Origin of the sequence: Variovorax sp. DAIF25 (assembly GCF_050711835.1) — a bacterium.
Lineage (GTDB): Bacteria > Pseudomonadota > Gammaproteobacteria > Burkholderiales > Burkholderiaceae_C > Variovorax.
Map to the genome: position 1 here is coordinate 143252 of NZ_CP136637.1, position 25218 is coordinate 168469.

A 25218-nucleotide genomic window follows, 5' to 3' on the forward strand; every position below is an offset into this window, starting at 1 on the left:
ATCCCCTCATGTCCACCCGCAAGCAACTCAAGTCCCTCGCCGAGGCCCGCCGCGGCCTGATCGTTCCGGGCGCCTTCAATGCGCTCTCCGCCCGCGTCGTCGAGGACCTCGGCTTCCAGGCCATCTACGTCACCGGCGCCGGCGTCACCAACATGTGGTTCGGCATGCCCGACCAGGGCTTCATGGGCCTGTCGGAGATCGCCGACCACACGGCGCGCATCCGCGATGCGGTGTCGGTGCCGCTGATCGTCGATGCCGACACCGGCTTCGGCAACGCGCTCAACGTGCGCCACACCGTGCGCACGCTCGAGCGCGCGGGCGCCGACTGCATCCAGTTCGAGGACCAGGTCGCGCCCAAGCGCTGCGGCCATTTCTCGGGCAAGGAAGTGATCTCGACCGAGGAGGCCGTGAGCAAGATCATGGCGGCCGTCGATGCGCGCCGCGATCCCGACCTGCTGATCATGGCGCGCACCGACGCGGCCGCCGTCCATGGCTTCGAGGCCGCGGTCGAGCGCGCGCAGCGCTTCGCCGAGGCCGGCGCCGACATCCTGTTCGTCGAGGCCGTGACCAGCGCCGAGGAAGTGCGCGCGCTGCCGCGGCGCCTCGACCGGCCGCAGCTCATGAACATGGTGATCGGCGGCAAGACGCCGATCTTCAACGCGACCGAACTCGGCGAGCTCGGCTACGGCATCGTGCTCTATGCCAATGCCGCGCTGCAGGGCGCGGTGGCCGGCATGCAGAAGGCGCTGACGGTGCTGCGCGACGAGAAGGAAGTGCGCGAGTCCAGCGGCCTGGTCACGCCCTTCGCCGAGCGCCAGCGGCTCGTGGGCAAGCCCGAGTGGGACGCGCTGGAGCAGCGCTACACCTGAAGCACCGCGGCCAGCAGCCGCACGCCCTGCGCGATCTGCTCGACCGTGAGGCTCGCATAGCCGAGGATCAGACCGCCGCAACGACTGCCGGTGGCCTTGCCCGCGTAGAGCGGCGACACCGGATAGACACCCACGCCACGCAGCCGCGCCGCGGCGACCAGCGCGGCTTCGTCGCGCGGCCGCAGCCACGGCAACCACAGCACCACGTGCAGCCCGGCCGCCGTGCCCGCGACCTGCGCCTCGGCCGGCAGATGGCGCGCGATCGCCTCGAGCAGCGCCGTGCGGCGGCGCTCGTTCTCGCGCCGCGCGCGCCGCACGTGGCGCTCGTAGGCACCGCTGTCGATCAGGGCCGCCAGCACCCGCTGCTCGAGCAGCGGCGCATGGCGGTCGGCCATGCGCTTGGCCTGGCGGAACACCGGCACCAGCTCGGGCGGCAGCACCAGGTAGCCGAGCCGCATCTGCGGCGACAGCGCCTTCGAGAAGGTGCCCACGTAGAGCACGCGCCCGTCGGCATCGATCGCGCGCAGCGCATCGATCGGGCGCTGGCCGTAGCGGAACTCGCCGTCGTAGTCGTCTTCCACGATCCAGGCGCGCTGCTGCCGTGCCCATTGCAGCAGTTCGAGGCGCCGGCCGATGGCGAGCACGCCGCCGAGCGGGAACTGGTGCGAGGGCGTGACATAGGCCAGGCGCGCGCGGCCGTCGCGCGGCAGCGCGGCCGTGTCCAGGCCCTGCGCATCGACGGGCACCGGCAGCATCGCGGCCCCCGTGGCCTCGAAGCAGCGCCGCGCCATCAGGTAGCCGGGGTTCTCGAACACGAAGGCATCGGCCGGATCGAGCAGCAACCGCGCGCACAGGTCGATGCCCTGCTGCGAGCCCTGCACCACGACGATCTGTTCCGCGTCGCAGACCAGCCCGCGCGCGCGCCGCAGATAGCCCTGCAGCGCGCGCCTCAAGCCTTCGTCGCCTTCGGGCGGCGCGTAGCTCAGGCTGCGCTGCTGGCGCAGCAGCTCGGCCTGGTAGGCGCGCCGCCAGACCAGCGCGGGGAAGTCGCGCGAGGCGACCGCGCCATAGAGGAAGTCGATGCGCGCCGGCTCGGGCGGCGCGGTGGCCGGCGGCGCCATCGCGGCGATGCGGCGACCATAGGCCGACAGCGTGGGCGCGGGCCGGGCGCGGCCACGGGGCGTCGCGGGGCGCGCCACCGCCGCGGCCGGCGGGCTCGCGATGCGCGCGGCACGGCCCGCGGACGTGAGCAGGTAGCCCTCGGCCGCGAGCTGCTCGTAGACCGCGGTCACCGTGGTGCGCGAAACGCCGAGCTCGGCCGCCAGGGCCCGGGTCGACGGCGCGGGCGCGCCCGCGGGCAGGGTGCCGTCGGCGATCTGGTCGCGCAGCAGCGCATAGATGCGGCGGCCCGCGCCCTGGCCTGGGGGAAGCGACAACTGGTCCATGCAAAAAGGCCAAAACTGGTTCTTCGCATTGTGCCGGTTCGAGGCGACATTCAGGCACCCCCACGCTTCTCACCCCACGCCCGATGTACATCCCCGCGCATTTCGCCGTCACCGATCCCGCCGCGCTCCAGCGCGTCATCCGCGAGCATCCGCTCGGCATGCTGGTCACGCACGGCCCCGCGGGGCTGGACGCCGAGCACCTGCCCTTCGAGTTCGATCCCGAGGTCGGCACGCACGGCCTGCTCTCGGCCCACGTCGCGCGCGCCAACGACGTCTGGCAGCGCTGCCCGAGCGGCACCGAGGTCATGGTGGTCTTCCGCGCCGCGCAGGCCTACATCTCGCCGAGCTGGTATCCGAGCAAGCACGAGCAGCACCGCCAGGTGCCGACCTGGAACTACGAGGTGGTGCATGCGCACGGCACGATCACCGTGCGCGACGACGAGCGCTTCGTGCGCGGCATCGTCGCGCGCCTCACGCGCCGCCACGAGGCGGCCGAGCCCCGGCCCTGGAAGATGGGCGACTCGGCGCCCGAATTCATCGACGGGCTGCTGGGCCACATCGTCGGCATCGAGATCGCGCTCACCTCGCTGGTCGGCAAGTCGAAGCTCAGCCAGAACAAGGAGACGCGCGACCGCACGGGCGCGTCCGAGGCGCTGGCCGCGCGCGGCCATGCCGAGCTCGCCGAGCGCATGCGCCCGGCCGGCTGATCAACCGGCCGCGCGCGCCAGCTCGACGAAGGCGCGCAGGTAGTCGATGTCGGTGTCGGTCTCGCGCGCGCCCAGGAAGATCTGCTTGGCGATGCCGCGCGCGCCGAGCCGCACCGGCACCACGTCCATCTTCTGCGCGTACTCCTCGACCAGCCAGCGCGGCAGCGCGGCCACGCCGCGGCCGCTGGCCACCATCTGCAACATGATGTCGGTGGTCTCGATGGCCTTGTGCCGCTTGGGCGTCACGCCCGCGGGCATCAGGAACATGTTGTAGATGTCGAGCCGATCGGTCGCCACCGGGTAGGTGACCAGCACCTCCTGCGTGAGCTGCGCGGGCTTCACGTAGGGCAGGTTCGCCAGCCGGTGGCCGCGCGCCACCGCCAGCACCTGCTCGTAGTCGAACACCGGCTCGTAGTGCAGGCCCGGCTTGTAGAGCGGGTCGGGCGTCACGAGCAGGTCGATCTCGTAGCCGAACAGCGCGCCGATGCCGCCGAACTGGAATTTCTGCTTCACGTCCACGTCCACGTCGGGCCAGGCCGCGAGGTAGGGCGAGACCACCTTGAGCAGCCACTGGTAGCAGGGATGGCATTCCATGCCGATGCGCAGCGAGCCGCGCTCGCCCTGCGCGAACTGGCCCAGCCGTTCTTCCGCCAGCGCGAGCTGCGGCAGCACGCGGTTGGCCACCGCGAGCAGGTACTGGCCCGCCTGCGTCAGCCGCAGGCTGCGCCCCTCGCGCTGCCAGACCTCGGTGCCGAGCTGCTGTTCGAGCTTGCGGATCGAATGGCTCAGCGCCGACTGCGTGAGGTGCAGCACCTCGGCGGCCGCGGTCAGCGAGCCCTGCTTGTCCACTTCCTGGACGATCGACAGATGGATGCGCTCGAGCATGGTCAATGAGCCAGATTCATGGATACGTGAAATAAGACCATTTTACTTCACGGGTCGCCAAACCTAGGATCGCGCCTTTCCCTGTACTGCCGGACCCTTCGCTACCCATGACCACCACCCACAACCTCGGCTTTCCCCGCATCGGCGCCCGGCGCGAACTGAAGTTCGCGCTCGAGTCGTACTGGAAGGGAGAGTCCTCGCGCGACGCGCTCCAGGCCCTGGGCGCCACGCTGCGCCAGCGCCACTGGAACGACCAGGCCGGCATCGACCTCGTGCCGGTCGGCGACTTCGCGTTCTACGACCAGGTGCTGGACATGAGCTTCACGCTCGGCAACCTGCCCGAGCGCGTGCGCGGCTTCCATGGCGATGCGCTCGACAACTACTTCCGCGTGGCGCGCGGCCGCTCGGCGCAGTCGGCCGAGGAGCATGCGGGCTGCTGCGGCGGCGTGGCCGCGGGCGAGATGACCAAGTGGTTCGACACCAACTACCACTACATCGTCCCCGAGTTCACCGCGACCACCGAGTTCAGGCTCGATGCCTCGCGCCTGCTCGAACAGCTCGACGAAGCCAAGGTCCAGGGCGTGAAGGCCAAGCCGGTGCTGGTCGGCCCCGTGACCTACCTGGCCATCGGCAAGGCCAAGGACGACTCCGACCGCCTCGCGCTGCTGCCGCGCCTGCTGCCGGTCTATGCCGAGCTGCTCGACGCGCTCGCGGCGCGCGGCGTCGAATGGGTGCAGATCGACGAGCCGCTGCTCGCGACCGAGCTCGATGCCGACTGGCAGCACGCCTTCAACACGGCCTACCACCACCTCAAGAGCGCGAGGATCAAGATCCTGCTGGCCACCTACTTCGGCCAGCTCGCCGAGAACAAGTACCTGGCCGCCAACCTGCCGGTGGCCGGCCTGCACGTCGATGCCATCAACGGCCGCGACGACGTGCTGCCGCTGCTGAGCATGCTGCCGCCGCACAAGGTGCTGTCGCTCGGCGTGATCAACGGCCGCAACATCTGGAAGACCGACCTGGCCGCCGTGCTCGACTGGCTCGAGCCGCTGGCCGAGCGCCTCGGCGACCGCCTGTGGATCGCGCCCTCGTGCTCGCTGCTGCATGTGCCGGTCGACCTGGCGAGCGAGCAGAAGCTCGACGCCGAGCTCAAGTCGTGGCTTGCGTACGCCCTGCAGAAGCTCGAGGAACTGCGCGTGCTGGCCAGCGCGCTGCGCGACGGCCGCGCGGCCGTGAAGGAGGCGCTGGCCGCGAACGCCGCGGCGCTGGCCGCGCGCCGTGCCTCGCCGCGCGTGAACAACCCCGCCGTGCAGGCGGCCGTGGCCCGGCTCAACAGCCAGCTCGGCCGGCGCGAGAGCGTCTATGCCCAGCGCGCGCCCAAGCAGGCCGCGTTCCTCAAGCTGCCGCCGTTCCCCACCACCACCATCGGCTCGTTCCCGCAGACGGCCGAGATCCGCCATGCGCGCAGCGAGTTCAAGGCCGGCCGCCTCGACGCGGCCCACTACCAGGTGGCGATGCGCGCCGAGATCGAGCGCAGCGTGCGCGAGCAGGAAGCGCTCGACCTCGACGTGCTCGTGCATGGCGAGGCCGAACGCAACGACATGGTCGAGTACTTCGGCGAGCAGCTCGAGGGCTATGCCTTCAGCCAGTTCGGCTGGGTGCAGTCCTACGGCTCGCGCTGCGTGAAGCCGCCGATCCTGTTCGGCGACATCAGCCGCCCGAAGGCGATGACGGTCGAGTGGATCCGCTATGCGCAGTCGCTCACGCAACGGCCGATGAAGGGCATGCTGACGGGCCCCGTGACCATCCTCAACTGGTCCTTCGTGCGCGACGACCAGCCGCGTTCGGCCTCGTGCCGCCAGCTCGCGCTGGCCATCCGCGAGGAGGTGCTCGACCTCGAGCGCGCCGGCGTGCGCGTGATCCAGATCGACGAGGCCGCGCTGCGCGAAGGCCTGCCGCTGCGCAAGTCGCAATGGCAGGAGTACCTGGACTGGGCGGTGGATGCGTTCCGCATCACGGCCAACGGCGTGCGCGACGAGACGCAGATCCACACCCACATGTGCTATTCGGAGTTCAACGACATCATCGCGTCGATCGCCGACATGGATGCCGACGTCATCACCATCGAGACCTCGCGCTCGGACATGGAGCTGCTCGATGCCTTCGACGACTTCAAGTACCCGAACGAGATCGGCCCCGGCGTCTACGACATCCACTCGCCGAACATCCCGAGCCAGGAGCACATCGTGCAGCTGATGAAGAAGGCGGCCGAGCGCATTCCCGCGGAACGCCTGTGGGTCAACCCCGACTGCGGCCTCAAGACGCGCCAGTGGCCCGAGGTGATTCCGGCGCTGAGCAACATGGTGGCGGCCGCCAAGACGCTGCGCGCCACGGCCTGAGGGCGATCGGCCGCGCTGAAACCGCGTTCCGATTCTTCGATCGATAAGGGCGGCCCGCCAGCGGCTGCCGGCTTGCCACGCCCCGCGTGGCTCGGCTACCCTGAGGCCGCGGCCGCGATGCTGTCACGCCATTGCAACAGCCATGCGGCAGCCGGCATCGCGACCCGCTCCTCATGTCCACCACCGAGCGCACCCGCCCGCATTCCACGGCGCCTGCCAGGCCCGCCGCGGCGGCGCCTCGCCTGCCCGCGGACATGGTCGAACGCACCGAGCTGATCGAGGCCTGGCTGCCGCACCGGCACCGCCGCTGCCACGTGGTGCTGGGCCCCGCGGGCAGCGGCAAGACCACGCTCGCCCTGCAATGGCGCGCCCGTCTCTCGCCGCTGGGCTTTCATGCGGCATGGCTGTCGATGCATCGCGGCGAGCCGCCGCAGGCACTGGCGCGGCGATTGATCGCGGCCTGCCCGCAGTCGCCGCTGCTGGAAGAAGCGCAAGCCGGCGCGGCGTCCGCCTTCCCGTCGCCCGGCATGCTGGCCGCCGCGATGCTTCGCGCATTCGCGCACCAGGGCCACGATGTCATGCTGCTGATCGACGACTACCAGAACGTCGCCGACCCGCAGGTGCACGAGCTGTTCCAGACGCTGCTCGACTACGCCCCCGCCAACCTCCATCTGCTGATCCTTTCGCGCACCGAGTTGCCGTTGTCGCTGCTGCGCCTCGCGACCTCGGGCCAGCTGCACCTCATCGACTGGCAGCGGCTTCGCTTCACGCGCGCCGAAACGAGCCAGCTGGTCGGCCGCCATGCGCCCGCGTTGCCGCCCCATGGCCTGGCCCGCCTGCAGGCGCTGACCGATGGCTGGGCGGTGGGCATCCGCATGCTCGTGCAGGCGGCGCAGCGCCGGCACGCCGACAGCCGCGCGCCGTTGCGGATCACCACGCAGATCGCCACCTACCTCCAGCGCGAGCTGCTCTCCCATCTGCCGGCCGCCTTGCTGCACGCGCTGGTCCGGCTGTCGCCGGCGCGGCACTTCAACGAAGCGCTCGTGGCCCGGCTGCTCGGCGTCGACATCCTGGAGCGCCTGAGCACGCTGCTCCAGCGCGAGCGCCTGCTGATCACGGCGACGACGCGCTCGGGCGGCGAGACCTGGTGGCAGTTCCATCCCTTGCTGCACGAGCTGCTGCTGACCCGCTTCGCCCAGATGCCCGCCGAGTCGCAGCAGCGTGCACGGCAAGGGCTCGGCGCCTGGTTCGCCCAGCGCGGCATGCTCGACGACGCGGCCCGCCTGCTGATCGCCGCGGGAGAGCCCGAAGCGGCGGCCGACTGGATCGAGGCCCATGCCGGCAGCCTCTTCTTTCGCGGCGAACTGCAAGCGCTGGTGCGTGCGCTGTCGGTGCTGCCGCCCGAGCTGCTCGCCCGGCGCCCGGCGCTGCGCCTCTGGGACGCCTGGTCCTTGCTGTGCCACCGCCGCTTCGATGCCTGCGCCCGCAGCCTGGCCGAGCTCGAACGGGGCGCCGATGGGCAGTCGCCCCGGCAACGCTACCTGCTGCGCATGCTCAAGGTCTCGCTCGCCATCCAGCGCGACGACCTGGCCGCGGTGGCCCAGGACGTGCCGGGCCTGCGCGAGACGGCGGGCATCGACGACGCGGTGCTGCTCGGCGGGCGGCGCAACCTCGTGGCCTGGAGCCTGTTGCAGCAGGGCCGGCCCGAGGAAGCGCGCCGGCATCTCGCGGGCCCGATGCTGGTCTCGGACGACGGCACGCCGCTGCGCGATTCCCCCTTCGGCTCGCAGATGAGTTCCGTCATCCTCGGCGCGACCCATCTGCACGAAGGCGGCTGCCGCCAGGCCGAGGCCGTGCTGAGCGCCAGCCTCGAGCAGTCGGTCGCCACCCTGGGCGAACAGTCGCTGAGTGCCTGCATCGCGGCGGGCACGCTTTGCGAAGTGCGGGTCGAGACCGGCGACGTGGAGGGCGCGCGATCGCTCGCCGCGCGCTATCTGCAGATGCTGGAGAAGCTGGCCTATCCCGATGCCCTGCTCAGTGCGACGCTGGCCCTCGCGCGCCTGCAGGTGCTGGCGGGCGACTTCGACGAAGCGCTGGCGGTGCTCGACGCCCTGGCCGAACTTCCCATGGTCCGAGGCATGCCGCGCATCGGCGCCAGGCTGTGCCTCGAGGCCTTTCACACCTGCCTGCTCGCCCGGCGCGAGAAGGAGGCCGGCGCGCGGCTGGCAGCGCTCGAAGCCCTGGCCCGCCAGGCGCACGCCGTCGCGCACCATGGGGCCGCGACCATCGCGCGGTGGACCGAGCTGGCGCAGGCGCAATGGCATCTGCACCGCCTGCAGGACGCGAAGGCCGGCGATCTCATCGGTGCCCTCGAAGCCGATGCCGCGCTCGACGGCCGGCTTCGCTTCCAGGCCGGTGCGCTGGCCGCCGTCATCCTGCGGCGCGGCGGTCGCGAGCGCATGGCGGCCCGCCGCACCCTGGAACTCGTGCAGCAGGCGCGGGCCCTGGGGCTATTCGCGAGCCTCGTGGCCCAGGGCCCGGAATTCGTCGACCTGTTGCGCGAGCTGGCCCGCTGCGTCCCCGCGGACGATCCGATGCTGGCGCTGTTTCTCGAACGCGTGCTCGCGCAGGTCCCCGCGGCGCCGTCCTTCGCCGTCCCGGCACGCGCGCGACGCGAAGCGCCGAGCAGGCGGGAGCGGCAGGTGCTCGCACTGCTCATGCACGACCTGTCGAACCGCCGCATTGCCGAGGCGCTCGGCGTCTCGGTCGAAACCGTGCGCTGGCACCTCAAGAACATCTATCTGAAGCTCGAGGTCAGGGGCCGGCGCGACGCCATCGCGGCGGTGCGCCGCCTCGGCATCGATCCGGATCCGCGGCACGAGGACCTTCGCTGACCGCGTCTCAAGGCCGGCGCGGATCCACGAGGATCTTGACCGGCCCGTCCGCGCCGCGCAGCGCAGCGAACGCGCCCTCGACGCCGCTCAAGCCCACGGTCGACGAAACGAGCGGCGCGGCATCGATCGATCCCTCGGCGAGGCGATGCAGCGTGGCCGCAAACTCGGAGGGCGTGTAGGCGAACACGAACTCGAAGCGAAGCTGCTTCTGGATGGCCAGCGCCGGCTGGATCCGGTCTTCCGTCATGCAGACACCCACGACCGTGACGCGGCTCGTCGGCGGCACGTTCGCGATCAGCGCCTGCAGCATGCCGGGGGTGCCCACGCATTCGAACACCGCCGCCTCGCGCAGGCTGCGGCCCGACAACTGCGCCGCGCCCAGGCTCGCGAGCGTGGCCGGCACGTCGAGGGCCTCCCAGTACGCATGCGGCGAAACCATCGCGGGGTCGACCACGATGTCGGCCCCCATGCGTTCGGCCAGGCGCCGCCGCGCGGCGGAGAGATCGCAGGCGATGATCGGCGCGACCTTCGCGATCCGCAGTGCCGCGATCACCGCGAGACCGATCGGCCCGCAACCGACGACCAGCGCGACGCAGCCGGGTGGAGGTGCGGCCTGCGCCACCGCGTGCGTGCCGACCGCGAAGGGCTCGACCAGGGCCGCGAGCTCCGTGGGCAACCCGTTCGGCACCTCGAGCAGCAGCGACTCCTGGAGCACCAGGCGCTCCGCGAAACCGCCGGGCAGCCGGTTCGAGAAGCCGATGAACTCCATGCCGTCGGCCGTGTGGACGTAAGGCATCGCGACCACCCTGGCGCCGGGCCGCAGCCGCTTCGATGCGCGCGGCCCGTGCTCCAGCAACTCGCCGCAGAACTCGTGGCCCAGCACCATGTCCCGGTCCGCATCGATCGAGAGCCCGCTTCCCGACTGCGCGTTCAGCGCCGCCAGCTCGGGCAGATGGTCGAGCGCGTGCAGATCCGAACCGCAGATGCCGCAGGCCAGCGTGCCGACCAGCACCTGGCCGGCTTGCGGGACCGGGTCGTTCATGTCCTCGCAGACCAGCCTGTGGTGCCGGCAGACGACAGCGCGCATGGGTTCCTCCTGTTTCCTTCGTGATCGGCGCCCGGCGGCCCGGGCCTCATCGCGGGGCCGAACGGATGTAGTGCTGCAGGCGCTCGAGTTCCTCGGCCGTCAGCTCCTCGAAGCGCGGCATGCCGGCAGCCATCAGCCGCCCCTGCCTGACCACGGCCTCGAAGGTCGTGGGGTCGGCGGCCATCGCCGATCTGCGCAGGTCCGGCGCCCCGCCGGCGGCCGCCGCGTTGAAGCCATGGCACAGCGCGCATCGCTGCGCGTAGAGGATCAGGCCGGCGATCGCCTTCGACATGTCGGGCTTGAACGAAGGGTCGTCGATGAACGGCAACTCGGCCGACGTGGAAGGCGGCAGCGACGCCTTGCCGTCGAGCGCGAAAGTCAGGACCCGGCGCCGCTGCAGCCTGTAGTCCCAGACGGGCGGGGGCAGGAAGCCGCGCCATCCGGTGATCACCGTCACGTACTGCCTGCCGTCGAGTTCGTAGCTGATCGGGTTGCCCAGGATGCCGTTCCCGGCATCGAAGGACCACAGCCGCTTGCCGCTGTCGGCCGCGTAGGCGACGAACTGGCCGCTGCCCTGGCCCTGGAACACCAGGTTGCCGGCCGTGGCGAGCGTTCCGCCGTTCGTTCCGGCACCGAGTTCGATGCGCCATGCCTGCCGCTGCCGCAGCACGTCCCAGGCGACCAGTGCCGAGGTCAGCGGCGGCACCTTCAGGTTCGCGGGCGGCAGCCCCAGGCCGCCGTCGTTGACCATGCCGGCCCGGCGCTGCCACGCCCGCGGGTCCGGCGGATCGACATAGGGGAAGCCGTTCTCGCTCGCGGGGATGTAGGCCAGTCCGGTCCTGGGGCTGAGCGACATGGTCTGCACGTTGTGCGCGCCGAACGAGCCGGGCTGCACGACGAAGGGCCGGCCGCCCGGATAGCGGGCCGCCGGGTTCTCCACCGGGCGGCCGGTGCGCAGGTCGATGCGCTCGGCCCAGTTGACGTTCCTGGCGAACTTCTCCGCCGACACCAGCTTGCCCGTTTCGCGATCGATCACATAGAAGAAGCCGTTCTTGGGCGCATGCAGCAGGACCGGCCGCAGCTTGCCGTCGATCGGCAGCTCCGCCAGCTCGATGTCCATGGCGGCGCTGTAGTCCCAGGTCTCGCCCGGGTTGACCTGGTAGTGCCACTGGTACTCGCCGGTGTCGGCATCGAGCGCCACGATGGAGGCCAGGAACAGGTTGTCGCCGCCGCCCGGGCTGCGGATCTTCTGGTTCCAGGGCGACCCGTTGCCGACGCCGATATAGACGCGCTTGAATCGCTCGTCGTAGGTCATGGCATTCCACACGGTGCCGCCGCCGCCGTGTTTCCACCATTCGCCGGTCCAGGTCTTCGCGGCCATCGCCATGGCCTCGTTCTCGAAGCCCCTGGCCGGGTCGCCCGGCACGGTGTGGAAGCGCCAGAGCTGCTTGCCGGTCGCGGCGTCGTAGGTCGTGACATAACCGCGCAGCGCGCCGTAGTCGGCCCCGCCGAACCCGATGATGACCTTGCCGTCGAAGGCGCGCGGCGTGCCCACGCCATAGGCTTCGCTCCCGGGGTCGATGGTCTGCACGCTCCAGTCCTGCCGGCCCGTGCGGGCATCGAGCGCGATCAGCCGGCCGTCCACCGTTCCCACGAAGATCCGCCCGTCGAGATAGGCCAGGTCATGCAGGCCGAAGCCGGCGCGCAGCTTGTGGCCGGCCAACCTGTAGGCCTCGGGATCGTGTTTCCACAGCAGCTTTCCGCTGCGCGCGTCGACCGCATGGACCACCGACTGCCCGGCCGCGAAGTACAGCACGCCGTCGACCATCAGCGGTGCGCTGAAGCTGGTGAGGCCCGGATCGATGTCGTGGCTCCAGCCGAGGCCCAGGCGCTCGATGTTGCCGCTGGTGATCCGGTCCAGGCCGCTGTAGTAGGTCTCGCCGTGCGTGCCGCCCTTGGCGAACCAGTTCGCGCCCGCCGCATCGGCGGCGATGCGCGGCGCCGGTTCCGCGGGGCCCGCGGCGACCGGCGGCATGAAGGCCAGCGCCATCGCGGCGACCAGGAGCGCGCGAACGCCGATCGAATGCTTGTTCGTGATCATGAGGTTCGTCCGTCGTTCGATTCGGTTGAGAAGCATTTCCGGGCTCGGGACAAGGCCGTGTCCTAGAAGAAGTGCCGCAGGCCGAGCTCGAATCCGGTCGAGGTGCCGGGCCGGCGCTGGACCGACTCCGCGGACGCGCTGCCGTAGAACGGTCGCGCCAGGCTCAGGCGGGTACCGTCGTGGTTCGTCAGGCGCATCAGGTTCGCGTAGAGCGCGGTTCGCTTGGACAGGTTGTGCACGTAGCCGATGGCCCATTTGCCGACCCTCGGCGTGCCGAAGCTCGCGAGCGTGCCGGGGGCGAACAGTCCGTCGTAGCGCACGCGCGCATAGGAGGCGCGCAGCATGCCGGCGCCCACGGGAACCGTCAGGCCCGCCAGGTAGCCGCGCATGCCGATGTCGGGGAGCGGGGTCGAGGCCGATGCCGTCATGTCGTTCCCACCCGACGCCTTGGACCTCGAATACTCCGCCACCAGTTTGGCGATGCCGAAGTCGTAGCTTGCGACGGCCGTGAAGAAGCGGACTTTGTCGCTGCTGGCGTCGCGCAGGCCGCCACCTACCTCGATGCGGCTGTACGTGCCCGCGAGGAGCAGCGGGCCATCCGCATAGGCCAGGCCCATGCCCGCGTAGCGATCGGCCTTCGTTCGACCGCGCGACGAGCGCGAACCGCCCGGGGCATCGTCGTCCTCGCCCAGGGCATACATGAGTTGGCCGTGGAAGCCGCCCAGATTCGGCGGCAGCAGGTAGCTGGCCGAATTGCTCGCGCGCATGTAGTCCGCGATTCCGCCCAACCCGCCCGGATTCCCCAAGGGATCGAGGGCATTGGCGGCGGACAGCAGATTCACGCCGTTGCCGAATCCCACGAAGGGGTCGATCACGGAGTCGGCGCCGAAGGCCAGCGTGTAGTCCCGCCCGAAGCGGATCTCGCCGAACGGCCCGGAGAGGCTCACGACGGAACGATCCCTGAATCCATCGAGACCCTCGGAACCGTCGTCCACGGCGGTGCCTGCCTGCAGCCAGATGCCCAGCTGGAGGCCGCCGCCCAGGTCCTCGCTGCTGCGGAAGCCCAGGTGGCTCTTGCCGAAGTTTTTCTGGTTCAAGGCGTCGAGGCGCTTCGTCGTCTTGCGCCGCGTGACGAGATCGCGCTCGCTGTTCGTATAGCGGCTGATCGACATGTCGATCACGCCGAATATCGTGGTGGTCGATTGCGCCGAGCACAGCGGTGTGACGCTCGATGCGCAGAATGCGAGCAGATATTTGTGCACGGGGTCTCCATCCCGATGGCTGTTCTTGCCGGCGTCCTATTTCTTGATGGGGTACGAACGGCGCGGCATGACGAGCTGAAGCCTGGCCTTGCGCAGCAGCGTGGCGCCGAGGACCTTGCCCACCGGCGCGTGGTGGAAGGGGGCGAATTCCGAGAAGCCCGTCAGTGCGAGCGAGCCGTTGCCCGACCAGAGCTCGCCCGAGATCACCTTCATCACCGAGGGCACGAGTTCGTCGACGACGGGGGGCTGTTCCTTCGACACCGCGCGCACGGTCCGGCGGTTGAGCGTGGTGCTGGCGGCGGCACCGAGGGCGGCGGCATCCATCCGCCTGACCGGCTGGAACTGGGCATAGGCCGCCGGAACATCCGCCGGGCGCCTCACCGATGCGACGACGAGGCTGCTCATTTCGACGCGCTCGGCATCGAAGGAGATGTCGGCCAGCAGCTTGGGCCATCCCAGCCATTCGCGTCCTTCGATCATCGATTGTTCGTTGTCGACATAGATGTTCAGGACATAGCTGGCCGCCGCCCCTTCGTGACGCACGGGCACGCTTTGCAGGACTTCGCGGTAGCTGCCGACACCGGACATCCCGTAGCGCACGAAGCTCAGGACGGCGGCGCCGCTGCCATCGTGTTCCACGCCCGGGGGCAGGGCGATCTGCGCGCCCGCCGCGACCTTGTAGACCAGCGACAGGATGTCCACGTCGCTGAAGTCGGCGAGCTCGTCGTTCCGGCGGCCGGCCTGCGGCGCGGAGGGCTGCGCCGGCGTGGCGGCGCGCATCGGCAGGCCGAGGCTGCCGCCCGCCAGGCCGACCGCCGCCGCGGCGAGAAGCCGGCGGCGCGCCATGCCCGGCGCTGCACCGAGGGCGGGCGAGGTGAAGGAAAGAAGGGGGCGATGCGTCATGGGGTCACTCCTGAAAAGTGCTGGAAGAAAAGCGCTGCCTCGTGGAACCGGCCGGCCTGCGCGAGGCGAGCGCTCGCGCCTCGCGCACCGGTGCGTGATGTCGGCAGCCGGAGGCTGCGTGCAGGGCTGCGCCGCGCGCTGGACCGCGGGTCCGCTCGAATGGGGGGCGATCGGCGCGACGCGCTGGCCGTCAACCCATGAAGTCGGCGACCTTGGGTTGCCCGGTGCCGGCCATGGCCCCGCCGTCGACCACGACGATGCTGCCGGTCATGTAGCTGGCGGCGTCCGATGCCAGGAAAGCCACCACGCGCGCCACTTCCTCCGGCATCCCCGCGCGCCGCATCGGGATGCCGCGTTCCCAGGTCTCGCGCAGCTTGCCCATGCCCTCGATCGGCGCCGTCAGCGGGGTGGCGATCAGGCCGGGGCAGATCGCATTGACGCGGATGTTGTGGGGCGCGTGATCGAGCGCCAGCGCGCGCGTGTAGTTGATCACCGCGCCCTTGGCGGCGTTGTAGGCCGTGAAACCGTGGTCGCCCGCCAGGCCCGAGATCGACGCGGTATTGACGATCGCGCCGCCGCCGCGCTGGCGCATGAGCGGAATCACCGCCTTGCAGGCATAGAAGACCGAGTGCAGGTCCACCGACAGCACCCGGTGCCAGGTGCCCACGTCCAGTTCCGGCGTGGTGCCGCCCAGGCAGCCGATGCCCGCGTTGTTGTGCAGGATGTCGACGCCGCCGAAACGGTCGGCGACCGCCTCCGCCAGGTCCATGACCTGGTCGAGGTCGGCAACGTCGCACTGCCGGAACCAGGCGGCGGACCCCAGCTCGGCCGCCAGCGCCGCCCCGCGCTCGCCGTCGATGTCGGCCAGCACGACCCGCGCTCCCGCGCCCACGAAATGGCGCGCGGTCGCGGCGCCGATGCCGGAAACGCCACCGGTGACGATGACGACCTTGCCCTCGAACTTCGAATCAGCCATCGATCTTCTCCTTGGTTGTTGCGGGTGAACACGGTCCGGCAAGCATGGGATGCCAGCCCGCGAGGTGCAGCACCTGCCGCACCATCGCCTCGAGCTGGCCCGCCACGTCGGGGTTCAGGCTGTCCGCCGCGTCGACCAGCGGCTGCGCGGAGTTGACGGCCACGCCCAGCGGCGTGGGCCAGCCGCGCAGGGCATGGGCGACCGAGCGCAGTGCCGTCAGCGTGCTGTTGGCACCCTGCCAGCCCGCGGCCGACGCGATGCATCCCACGGCGCGGCCGTGCAGGTAGGGGCGTGCATCGACGCGCAGTTCCTCGAGGTAGTCGAGCGCGTTCTTGAGCAGGCCCGAGATGCCGCCGTGGTAGCCCGGCGACGAGACGATCATGCCGTCGCAGCGCTGCACCTCGCGCACGAAGGCCCGCGCCACGGGATGGCGCACGGGACGGTCCGGCGCGTACATCGGCAGCTCGAGTTCCGCCGCACGGAAGAAGGAGGTGGTCGCGCCCAGCGATCTCGCCAGCGCTTCGCAGTGCCGGGCGAGGCGCTCGCTGGTGGAGCCGAGGCGGACGGTGCCGCCGACGATCACCAGGTGCGGCAGCGCCGAATCGAAGAGGTGCGCCACGTCGGCGGCCGCCGCCTCATGGAGAGGGAGGGGATTCATGGCGCTCAGGCGTTCTTCGCATCCAGTTCCGCCTGGTACTTGCGCGACATGTGGTCGATCGCCTTGAGCTGGTCGGCCGCATGGGCCGCGCGCGTGCTGCGCGCCAGTTCGGCGGCCTCGAGCGTCGGCGCGGCCTGGCCCTGGAAATGCGGCGCGACCTCGCGCGCGAAGATCTCGAGCGAGCGGTCGGTATCGAAGCGGTTGGCCCAGTTGTGCGCCATCAGCAGCATCGAGCCGAAACCGCCCGACTGTTCCACCAGGCGCTGCACGTGTTCGCGCGCCTGCGCGGCGGTGCCGATGACGCCGACCCGGGCCGCCGTGATGAAGTCGATCATCTGTTCGATCGTGTCGCCCTTGACCCCCATCTGCGGGAAGGCCGCGACCTGCTGCATGTACTCGAACCAGTAGGCGATGCCGTGGCGGACTTCCTGGCGCGCCTGCTCCTCCGTGTCGGCCAGGTGGAACATGCTCACCAGGCGCCACTTGCGGCGATCCATCGTGGTGCCGAAGTGCCGCGCCCGCTCCTCGGCCACCGACCAATGGCTGGCCAGCGCATCGAAGCCCTCGGCGCTGAGCGTGGCCCCGATCGACAGCAGGCCCAGGCCGTGGGTGCCGGCCATGCGCGGGCCGGTCGGCGAGGCGACGGCGGCCACCGCGATCTCGAACGCCTCGGAGTAGGGGCGCAACTGCAGCCGGGCATCGATCAGCTTGTGGGTCTGGGTCTGCGCGTTGACGGTCTCGCCGCGCAGCAGGCGCACGATGATCTCGAGGTTCTCGCCCATCAGCTCGCGCGTGTCGGTCGGGCTCAGGCCGATCATGGCCGAGTCGGTGGGCAGCGAGCCCGGGCCGACGCCCAGCATCACCCGCCCGCGCGTCAGGTGGTCGAGCAGCACCATGCGGTCGGCCACCCACAGGGGGTTGTGGTAAGCGATCGACGTGACGCCGGTGCCGAAGCGCAGATGCCGGGTGCGCTCGGCCGCCGCCGCGATGAAGATTTCCGGGCAGCCGATGATCTCGGTGCCGGCGCTGTGGTGCTCTCCGATCCACGCCTCGTCGTACCCGAGCCGGTCGAGCTGCTCCATGAGCAGCAGGTCGAGGCTCAGGGCCTGCGTCGGGTTGGTGCCCGATCTGTGGAAGGGCGCGAGGAAGACGCCGAACTTGAGGCGCTGCGGCATGGTGTTCTCTCCTGATGGACTGATGTGTGACCTGTTGTCGCGAAGCACCAGGTCCGTGTCGGTCTGGTGTCGCGGGTCCCATGCTGTCCATGCAGCGCCGCCCGGCAACCACCCGATTCAGGGTGGCTAGGGTTTGTCATAGGCGGCTCGATCGACCGGCGCGATGCGCGGGCACGGCCTCGCGCGCCATCGGCGCGCCGGTGTCGACCCGGCTCTCTAGGCCGCGCTCACCGCGGCCCGGCGCTGCCCATGCCGCGGCCGCTGCAGCCCCAGGTGCTCGCGCAAGGTGCGCCCCTCGTACTCGGTGCGCACCAGGCCGCGCCGGCGCAGCTCGGGCAGCACCAGCGCGATGAAGTCCTGCAGCCCGCCCGGGAACCACGGCGACATGATGTTGAAGCCGTCGGCGCCGCCTTCCTCGAACCACTGCTGCAGCTGGTCGGCGATGCTCTGCGGCGTGCCCACCACCTGCTGGTGGCCGCGCGCGCCCGCGATGCGCAGGTAGAGGTCGCGGATGCTGAGGTTCTCGCGCCGCGCGAGGTCGAGCAGCAGGCGCTGCCGGCTCTTGGGGCCGTTGGTCTCGGGCAGCTCGGGCACCGGGCCGTCGACCGGCAGGCCCGAGAAGTCGAAGCCGCCGATCACGTTCGACAGCAGCGAGACACCCACCACCGGGTGCACCAGGTCCTGCAGCAGCGCGAACTTCTCCTCGGCCTCCTCCTGCGTGCGGCCGACCACCGGGAAGATGCCCGGCATGATCTTGATCGACTCGGGCTCGCGGTCGTAGGCCTGGGCGCGGTCCTTGATGTCGCGGTAGAAGCTCTTCGCCTCGTCGAAGGTCTGGTGCGCGACGAAGATCACCTCGGCCGTGCGCGCCGCGAGGTCGCGGCCTGCTTCCGAGGCGCCGGCCTGCACCACCACCGGCCGGCCCTGCGGCGAGCGCGAGACGTTGAGCGGCCCGCGCACCGAGAAATGCTTGCCCTTGTGGTGCAGCACGTGCAGCTTGTCCTCGTGGAAGTACTGGCCGCTGTCCTTGTCGCGCACGAAGCTGTCGTCCTCCCAGCTGTCCCACAGGCCGGTCACCACGTCGTGGAACTCGGCCGCGCGCTCGTAGCGCAGCGCATGCTCGAAGTGCTCGTCGCGGTTGAAGTTCTGCGCCTCGCTGGTGCCGCTCGAGGTCACGAGGTTCCAGCCCGAACGTCCGCCGCTGATCTGGTCGAGCGAGGCGAACTTGCGCGCCACGTTGAAGGGCTCGTTGAAGCTGGTCGACACGGTGGCGATCAGGCCGATGCGCTCGGTGACCGCGGCCAGCGCCGACAGCAGGGTCAGCGGCTCGAAGTGGTCGCTGCGCGCGGTGCGCGAGAGCGAGGCGAGTTCGCTGCTGCGCACGCCCACCGAGTCGGCCAGGAAGACGGCATCGAACTTCGCGGCCTCGGCCAGCTTCGCGAGCTCGACGTAGTGGCGGAAATTGCTGCCCGCGTCGGCCTGGGCCTGCGGATGGCGCCAGGCGGCGATGTGGTGGCCGGTCTGCATGAGAAAGGCGCCCAGCTTGATCTGGCGGGAGGAAGTGGCCATGGGAACTCGTGGTCGGAGGGTGCGCGCAAAAGTGCGGCGGCAGGTTAAGTCGGTGCCCGCTCGCGCGGAAAGAAGGGATTCGCACTTCCTTAGGCGCGCACTGCATTTGGCAAGGCGGATTGATCGCGCAGCCTCGGTTTGCGCATATGCATGCGACTTTTTCTTCGCAGGCGGCGCGCGCCGCGGCCGCCACAATTTCCGCTTCATGCCCGAGCCTTCGCACGCACCCTCCGCCCAACGACCGACGGTGCGCAAGCGCCTCGGCTTCTTCAGCCGGCTGCTCGACGACGCCCCCGCGGCCGAGCGCTATCGCCTGGTGGCCGCGCAGATCGCGCACGCCGAGGCCTTCGGCTTCGACTCGGCCTGGGTCGCGCAGCACCACTTCCACGAACACGAGGGCGGGCTGCCGTCGCCCTTCGTCTTCCTGGCCCACGTGGCCGCGCGCACGCGCCGCATCCGCCTGGGCACCGGCATCGTGACCCTGCCGCTCGAGAACGCGCTGCGCGTGGCCGAGGACGCCATCGTGCTGGACCTGCTCGCGGGCGGTCGGCTCGAAATCGGCGTGGGCACGGGCGGCACGCCCGAGGCCTTCGCCGCCTTCGGTCTCGATGCGGCCGAGCGTCCGGCCCTGTTCGCACGGCAGCTTGCGGCCGTGCGCGCGGCCTGGGCCGGCCGGCCGCTCGCGGGCGGCGACACGCTGTACCCCGCGGGCGCGCAACTGCTGGGCCGGATCTGGCAGGCGACCTTCTCCGTGAGCGGCGGCACGCGCGCGGGCCAGGCCGGCGACGGCCTGATGCTCTCGCGCACCCAGCCGCGCACGCTGGAAGCACCCGATGCGACGCTGGCCGAGCTGCAGGACCCGATCGTCGATGCCTACCTGGCCGCGCTGCCGGCCGGCGCCACGCCACGCATCGTGGGATCGCGCAGCGTCTTCGTGGCCGACACGCGCGCCGAGGCCCTGCGCCTGGCCGAGATCGGCCTGCGCCGCTCGGCCGCGCGCTTCGCGGCCTCGGGCGGCGGTGGTCTCGCGGACCGCGCGGGCCCCGAGGCCCCGCTCGAACGACTGATCGCCGCCTACGACGTGCACGTGGGCACGCCCGAGGACGTGATCGCCTCGCTTGCCGCCGACAGCACGCTCGCGCGCGTCACCGACCTCGTGTGCCAGGTGCACTCGGTCGATCCGCCGCATGCGGCGATCCTGCGCTCGATCGAGCTCGTCGCCACCGAGGTCGCGCCCGCGCTAGGCTGGCAGCGCGACACGGCGGCGGCCTCCACCGACATTCCTTCCCTCCAGACCTCATGACCGCCATCACCCCTCCCGTCGCCGACGTGATCGACCAACTGGTCGGCATCGCGCCCGGCGATCCGCTCGACCGGCTGCGCGCGCAGCGCGAACAGGCGCGCCTCAACGCGCAGCAGAGTTATCTCGCGCTGTTCGCGCCGACGCCGCCCGTGCCCGAGGACTTCGACATCGCGGACCGCTTCGCCGTCGCGGCCTTCGTGACCGCGCTGCACGAGCAGTCCGAGGTCGCGCGCTTCTATGCGCAGCGCCTCGCCGCGCAGCGCGCCCGCGCGGGCCTGGCCGAGGCGATCGCGGACGAAGCGAAACGCGCCGCCGCCAAGGGCCCGTACGGCCGCTATCCCGCGGGACCGCTGAGCGCCGAGGACACGGCCGGCCCCTCGTATGCGGTCGCCGATGCGAACCGCGAAGCGCTGGGCCCGCGCCTCTCGGCCGCGCTCGTGCATGCACAGTTGCTGGTGTTCCATCCGCGCGATGCGAGCCCCACCGCGCTGCAGGCCTTGCTCGATGCCGGCTGGTCGTCCACCGGCATCGTGACCCTGTCGCAGCTCGTGGCCTTCCTCGCGTTCCAGGTCCGCGTCGTCGCGGGCCTGCGCACGCTGGCGCGCCATCCCATCACTTCCGTCGACTGAACGCCATGGCCACCGAATCGACCCTGAGCTATCCGGACAACGCGCACCCCGCGCGCTTCACGCAGGCGCAGCTCGAATGGCTGCCCTGGCTCGAGCCACTGCCCGAAGCCGAGCTCACCGAGCGCCACTTCGCGGGCCTGGTGGATGCGGCGCGCGCCAAGTCGCCGTACTTCCGGCTGCTCGCGCGCGATCCCGACATCCTCGGCGCGCGCACGCGCACCGACAAGGACATCTTCTACAACCCCGAGGCCGGCCTGCCGCGCGCCGAGCGCGAACTGGCCGCGGCCGCGGCCTCGCGCCACAACGGCTGCATCTACTGCGCCTCGGTGCATGCGCGCTTCGCCACGCATTTCTCGCAGCGTTCGGACGATGTGCAGCGGCTGCTCGACGAGGGCACGGCGGCCGCGCTCGGCGAGCGCTGGGACGCGATCGTCGCGGCCTCGGTGGCGCTGTCGTCCACGCCTTCGAGCTTCGGCACGGAACACATCGAGGCATTGCGCGCACAGGGCCTCGACGACCTCGCGATCGCCGACGTGATCCACGGCGCGGCCTTCTTCAACTGGGCGAACCGGCTGATGCTCTCGCTGGGCGAGCCGCAACAACCCTGACGTTCAGGCGCCGTCTTCGGGCGGCGCCTCCGCACTGGCGCGCGCGATCGCCTCGCGCGCCATGCCGGGCGCGAAGGCATCGATGAAGGCATGGATGTAGCCGCGCAGATGCCCGCCGCGGCGCACCGCGAGCTGGGTGCGGTTCTCGCCGAACAGGTGGCCGGCTTCCAGCGCGCGCAGGCGCCGGTCGCGCACTGCGTCGTAGGCCAGGTCGGCGACGATGCCCACGCCCACGCCGAGCTCCACGTAGGTCTTGATCACGTCCGCATCCATCGCGGCCAGCACGATGTCGGGAGAGAGGCCATGGCGCGCGAAGGCCTCGTCGATGCGCGAGCGGCCGGTGAGGCCGCTGTCGTAGGTGATGAGCGGATGGCGCGCGAGCTTCTCGATGGTGAGCGGCGCCTCGGTCAGCAGCGGATGGCCCGCGGGCGCCACCACCAGGTGCGTCCAGCAGCGACAGGAGATGGCCGCGAGCTGCGGATGGTTCTGCGGCAACTCGGTGGCGATGCCCACGTCGACCTCGCCGTCGAGCAGCATCTGCGCGATCTGGCGCGGCGTGCCCTGGTGCAGGTGCAGCCGCACGCCGGGAAAGCGCAGCCGGAACTCCTGCACCGCGGCCGGCAGCGCATAGCGCGCCTGCGAATGCGTGGCCGCGATCGACAGCAGGCCCTCCTCGCGCGCCAGGAAATCCTGGCCGGCCTGGCGCAGGTTCAGGCTGTCGTCGAGCACGCGCTCGATGATCGGCAGCAGGTGGTCGCCGGGCGAGGTGAGGCCCGTGAGCCGCTTGCCCGAGCGCTTGAACAGCAGGATGCCGAGCTCGTTCTCGAGGTCGCGGATCTGCCGGCTCACGCCGGACTGCGAGGCCTCGAGCACCACGGCGGCTTCGCTGAGGTTGAAGCCGCAGCGCACGGTCTCGCGCACGGATCGCAGTTGCTGGAAGTTCATGGCGACGGGAAGAGGCTTGTCTCTGGCGGGGGCATGCGCCTTCCGGGCGCGCACTCGGTGGGAGTGCCCGCAGGCTATCGCGCGACGATGCCGTGCGGCAAAGAACAAAAACGGATCAGCGTATGCGGATTACGTGCTTCGCGAAGGCCGCGCTCTCTTGAAGAATGAGGGCTCTTGCCTTCGAGGGTGAGTGTCTCCTGGTCGCTACGGCGATGCAGTTTCAACGGGCCCCTCGGGGCCCGTTTTTTTTCGCGGCATCCGCCGCGCCACTCCTGTCGACCACCTCATGAGCAACGCCCCCTCCACGCCCCTCGCACCGAACGACCCGCGCGACCGCTTCGCCCACGAGGCCCTGCGCCTGCTCGGCCCCGCGCCCGCCAACTGGGTGCCGCGCCACGATGGCATCGACCACGACGTGCTCGTCGTCGGCGGCGGCCAGAGCGGTGCCGCGCTCTCGTTCGCGCTGCGCCGCGCGGGCATCGCCGAAGTCAGCGTGATCGATGCCGCGCCCGATGCGCAGCGCGCGGGCGTGTGGCTCACGCGCGCGCGCATGCACAAGCTGCGCACGCTCAAGAACCTGGTCGGCCCCGAGGGACCGGTGAGCGCGCTGGGCTTCCAGGCCTGGTACGAATCGCGCCATGGCCTCGAGGCCTATGCGGCGCTCGACCGCATTCCGCGCACCGACTGGGCCGCCTACCTCGACTGGTTCCGCCACATCACCGCCACCGGGGTGCGTTACGGCACGCGGCTGGTCGGCTTCGAGGCGGCCGGGCAGGGCGCGGTGCCGCACTTCCGCGTGCGGCTCGAGGTCGATGGCCAGGAGCGCATCGAGACCGCGCGCAAGCTGGTCTTCGCCAACGGCGTGGCCGGCAGCGGCGCGCCCTTCGTGCCCGAGCTGCTCGCGAATGCGGTGGCCGGCGGGCTCGCGGCCCACACCGGCCATGCGATCGATTTCGCGGCGCTCGAAGGCAAGCGCGTGGCCGTGATCGGCGCGGCGGCCTCGGCCTTCGACGCGGCCGCGGTGGCGCTCGAGCATGGCGCGGCCGCCGTGCACCTGTTTGCGCGCCGCGACCATCTCGCGGCCACGCCGGTGGCGCGCGTGCGTGGCTATCCGGGCCTGTACGACAACTACTTCGCGCTGCCCGATGCCACGCGCTGGCACCATGCGGCGCGCTACCGGCGCCTGGGCACCACGCCGCCGCCCGACTCGGTGCAGCGCGTGCTGGCCTTTCCCAACTTCCATCTGCACCTGGGCGCGCCGTGGCGCGGCGTCACGCAGAACGGCAACCGGCTCGTGGCCCATGTGCACGACGAGCATTTCCACTTCGATTTCGCGATCGCCGGCACCGGCTACAGCCACGAGCTGAGCGAGCGCCCCGAGCTGGCCGGCATCGCCGAGCTGGTGCTGCGCTGGCGCGACCGCTTCGAGGCGCCCGCGCACGAGCGCGACGACGAGCTCGCGGCCGCGCCCTACCTGGGCACGGGCCTCGAGCTGGTCGAGAAGACAGCGGGCACGGCGCCGTGGCTGCGCGACATCCACGTCTACAACCCGGGCGGCTTCGCGAGCACCGGGCTGCCGCTGGGCGACGTGCCCGGCATGCGCGGCTACGTGCCGGCCATCGTGCGCCGCATCAGCGAGGACCTGGTGCTGGCCGACCTGCCGCTGCACGAGGCGCGCACGCGCGCCGAGGTGGCGCCGGACTTCGGGCCCGAGCTCTATGCGGGCGCGCTGTGGCAGGGCGAGGCGCGGCTGCAGGTAGCCTGAACGGATGGCGGCGGGATCTCAGCGCAGCGAGATCCCCGCCGTCTGGATGGTCTTCGCATAGCGGATGCGCTCCGCCGCCAGCGTGCGCCCCAGGTCGGCCGGCGAACCGCCCGTCACCTTGAAGCCCATGTCCTCGAGCTTGGCGCGCGTCTCGGGCGCGGCGATCACGGCCTGGATGTCGCGGTTGATCTTCGCGACCACGGCCGGCGGCGTGCCGGCCGGCGCGAAATAGCCCTGCCAGCTCTCGACCGCGAAGCCCGGCAGCCCGGCCTCGGCCATGGTCGGCACCTCGGGCAGGGCGCCCGAGCGGTAGTCGGTGGTGACCGCGAGCGCGCGCAGCTTGCCGGCGCGCACGTGGTCGGTCACGGCGGCCAGCGTGATCAGCGTGGCGTCGACATGGCCCGCGAGCACGTCGAGCGTGGCCGGGCCGCCGCCCGAGTAGGGGATGTAGTTGACCTGCGCGCCGGTCTCCTGGCCGATCATCTCGTGCGCCACGTGGGCGATGCCGCCGTTGCCCGGCAGCCCCAGGCTGATCGAGTGTGGCCGTGCCTTGGCGCGCGCGAGGTAGGCGCGGAAGTCGCCGATGCCGGTCTTCGGATTGACCACCAGGATCTGCGGATTGACCACCGCCTTGATCACCGGCGTGAAGGCCTTCTGGCCGTCGTAGGGCAGGCGGTCGAACAGGATGCCGTTGAGCGTCAGGCCCTCGCCCTGCTGCAGCAGCGTGTAGCCGTCGGCCGGCGACTTGGCCACGCGCGCGGCGCCGATGGTGCCGCTGGCGCCCCCGAGGTTCTCGACCACCACCGACTGGCCCCAGCGCTCGGTCAGGCGCTCGGCGATCAGGCGCGTGAGCTTGTCGGCGCTGCCGCCGGCGGCCACCGGCACCACGATGTGGACCGGCTTCGAGGGGAAACCGGCCGCCTCGTCGGTGGCGGCGCGGGCGGAAGCCGTGAAGGCGGCGAGCAGGACGGGCGCGGCCAGCGTGGCGCGCAGCAGGGCGCGGCGCGCGCCGCGGATCGGGAAGGGCAGGGAGGTCAT

At 71.0% G+C, this 25218-nt stretch carries 20 protein-coding genes; 8 read left to right on the forward strand and 12 right to left on the reverse strand.

Annotated features, from left to right (window positions below):
* Positions 1 to 8: 8 nt before the first annotated feature.
* Positions 9 to 869 carry an isocitrate lyase/PEP mutase family protein gene (locus R0232_RS34830; protein ID WP_431513855.1) on the forward strand — a complete coding sequence of 287 codons (861 nt, stop codon included), beginning with the start codon at positions 9 to 11 and terminating at the stop codon, positions 867 to 869.
* On the opposite strand, the gene R0232_RS34835 is transcribed toward R0232_RS34830, so the two are convergent.
* Positions 860 to 2314, reverse strand: a complete 1455-nt coding sequence (locus tag R0232_RS34835; RefSeq protein ID WP_431513856.1) for a PLP-dependent aminotransferase family protein — start codon at positions 2312 to 2314, stop codon at positions 860 to 862. The genes R0232_RS34830 and R0232_RS34835 overlap by 10 nt on opposite strands.
* An 83-nt stretch (positions 2315 to 2397) precedes the next feature.
* Here R0232_RS34835 and R0232_RS34840 point away from each other — a divergent pair, with 83 nt between their 5' ends.
* A complete protein-coding gene (locus tag R0232_RS34840) occupies positions 2398 to 3021 on the forward strand; it encodes an FMN-binding negative transcriptional regulator (RefSeq protein WP_431513857.1) in 624 nt (207 codons plus the stop codon).
* On the opposite strand, the gene R0232_RS34845 is transcribed toward R0232_RS34840, so the two are convergent.
* Positions 3022 to 3906 (reverse strand): LysR family transcriptional regulator, encoded by an 885-nt coding sequence (locus R0232_RS34845; protein WP_431513858.1) that lies wholly within the window; start codon positions 3904 to 3906, stop codon positions 3022 to 3024.
* A 107-nt stretch (positions 3907 to 4013) separates the two neighbouring features.
* Between R0232_RS34845 and metE the strand changes: the two genes are divergently transcribed.
* Both metE and R0232_RS34855 read left to right on the forward strand, forming a co-directional pair.
* On the forward strand, positions 4014 to 6305 hold the full coding sequence (gene metE / locus R0232_RS34850) for a 5-methyltetrahydropteroyltriglutamate--homocysteine S-methyltransferase (RefSeq protein WP_431513859.1): 2292 nt from the start codon (positions 4014 to 4016) through the stop codon (positions 6303 to 6305).
* Between the two features lie 173 nt (positions 6306 to 6478).
* Positions 6479 to 9199 (forward strand): LuxR C-terminal-related transcriptional regulator, encoded by a 2721-nt coding sequence (locus tag R0232_RS34855; RefSeq protein ID WP_431513860.1) that lies wholly within the window; start codon positions 6479 to 6481, stop codon positions 9197 to 9199.
* Positions 9200 to 9206: 7 nt separating this feature from the next.
* Here R0232_RS34855 and R0232_RS34860 read toward each other — a convergent pair whose 3' ends face one another.
* From R0232_RS34860 to R0232_RS34895, 8 genes are all read right to left on the reverse strand, one after another.
* A complete protein-coding gene (locus tag R0232_RS34860; RefSeq protein WP_431513861.1) occupies positions 9207 to 10286 on the reverse strand; it encodes a zinc-binding dehydrogenase in 1080 nt (359 codons plus the stop codon).
* Between the two features lie 46 nt (positions 10287 to 10332).
* Positions 10333 to 12387 carry a PQQ-dependent dehydrogenase, methanol/ethanol family gene (locus R0232_RS34865; protein ID WP_431513862.1) on the reverse strand — a complete coding sequence of 685 codons (2055 nt, stop codon included), beginning with the start codon at positions 12385 to 12387 and terminating at the stop codon, positions 10333 to 10335.
* A 62-nt stretch (positions 12388 to 12449) separates the two neighbouring features.
* Positions 12450 to 13649 carry a porin gene (locus R0232_RS34870; protein WP_431513863.1) on the reverse strand — a complete coding sequence of 400 codons (1200 nt, stop codon included), beginning with the start codon at positions 13647 to 13649 and terminating at the stop codon, positions 12450 to 12452.
* A gap of 36 nt (positions 13650 to 13685) precedes the next feature.
* Positions 13686 to 14552, reverse strand: coding sequence for an acetoacetate decarboxylase family protein (locus R0232_RS34875; RefSeq protein WP_431513864.1), 867 nt, complete (start codon positions 14550 to 14552; stop codon positions 13686 to 13688).
* Between the two features lie 190 nt (positions 14553 to 14742).
* Complete coding sequence (locus R0232_RS34880; RefSeq protein ID WP_431513865.1) at positions 14743 to 15528, reverse strand: SDR family NAD(P)-dependent oxidoreductase; 786 nt, start codon at positions 15526 to 15528, stop codon at positions 14743 to 14745.
* A complete protein-coding gene (locus R0232_RS34885; protein WP_431513866.1) occupies positions 15521 to 16186 on the reverse strand; it encodes an NADPH-dependent FMN reductase in 666 nt (221 codons plus the stop codon). Before R0232_RS34885 ends, R0232_RS34880 begins: the two co-directional genes overlap by 8 nt.
* Positions 16187 to 16191: 5 nt before the next feature.
* Positions 16192 to 17361: an LLM class flavin-dependent oxidoreductase gene (locus R0232_RS34890; protein WP_208510303.1), complete on the reverse strand. Its 1170-nt coding sequence runs from the start codon at positions 17359 to 17361 to the stop codon at positions 16192 to 16194.
* Positions 17362 to 17577: 216 nt separating this feature from the next.
* A complete protein-coding gene (locus R0232_RS34895) occupies positions 17578 to 18930 on the reverse strand; it encodes an LLM class flavin-dependent oxidoreductase (protein WP_431513867.1) in 1353 nt (450 codons plus the stop codon).
* Between the two features lie 205 nt (positions 18931 to 19135).
* Here R0232_RS34895 and R0232_RS34900 point away from each other — a divergent pair, with 205 nt between their 5' ends.
* Genes R0232_RS34900 through R0232_RS34910 form a run of 3 tightly spaced genes read left to right on the forward strand, consistent with a single transcriptional unit; the run spans position 19136 to position 21470 of the window.
* Positions 19136 to 20233 carry a putative FMN-dependent luciferase-like monooxygenase gene (locus tag R0232_RS34900; RefSeq protein WP_431513868.1) on the forward strand — a complete coding sequence of 366 codons (1098 nt, stop codon included), beginning with the start codon at positions 19136 to 19138 and terminating at the stop codon, positions 20231 to 20233.
* On the forward strand, positions 20230 to 20862 hold the full coding sequence (locus tag R0232_RS34905) for a CMD domain protein (protein ID WP_431513869.1): 633 nt from the start codon (positions 20230 to 20232) through the stop codon (positions 20860 to 20862). Before R0232_RS34900 ends, R0232_RS34905 begins: the two co-directional genes overlap by 4 nt.
* A gap of 5 nt (positions 20863 to 20867) precedes the next feature.
* On the forward strand, positions 20868 to 21470 hold the full coding sequence (locus R0232_RS34910) for an alkylhydroperoxidase domain protein (RefSeq protein ID WP_431513870.1): 603 nt from the start codon (positions 20868 to 20870) through the stop codon (positions 21468 to 21470).
* A gap of 3 nt (positions 21471 to 21473) precedes the next feature.
* On the opposite strand, the gene R0232_RS34915 is transcribed toward R0232_RS34910, so the two are convergent.
* Positions 21474 to 22415, reverse strand: coding sequence for a CysB family HTH-type transcriptional regulator (locus R0232_RS34915; protein ID WP_431513871.1), 942 nt, complete (start codon positions 22413 to 22415; stop codon positions 21474 to 21476).
* 286 nt (positions 22416 to 22701) lie between these two features.
* On the opposite strand from R0232_RS34915, the gene R0232_RS34920 reads away from it, so the two are divergent.
* Complete coding sequence (locus tag R0232_RS34920; protein WP_431513872.1) at positions 22702 to 24180, forward strand: SidA/IucD/PvdA family monooxygenase; 1479 nt, start codon at positions 22702 to 22704, stop codon at positions 24178 to 24180.
* Between the two features lie 18 nt (positions 24181 to 24198).
* Here the strand turns inward: R0232_RS34920 and R0232_RS34925 are convergent, their stop codons facing one another.
* On the reverse strand, positions 24199 to 25218 hold the full coding sequence (locus R0232_RS34925; protein WP_431513873.1) for a tripartite tricarboxylate transporter substrate binding protein: 1020 nt from the start codon (positions 25216 to 25218) through the stop codon (positions 24199 to 24201).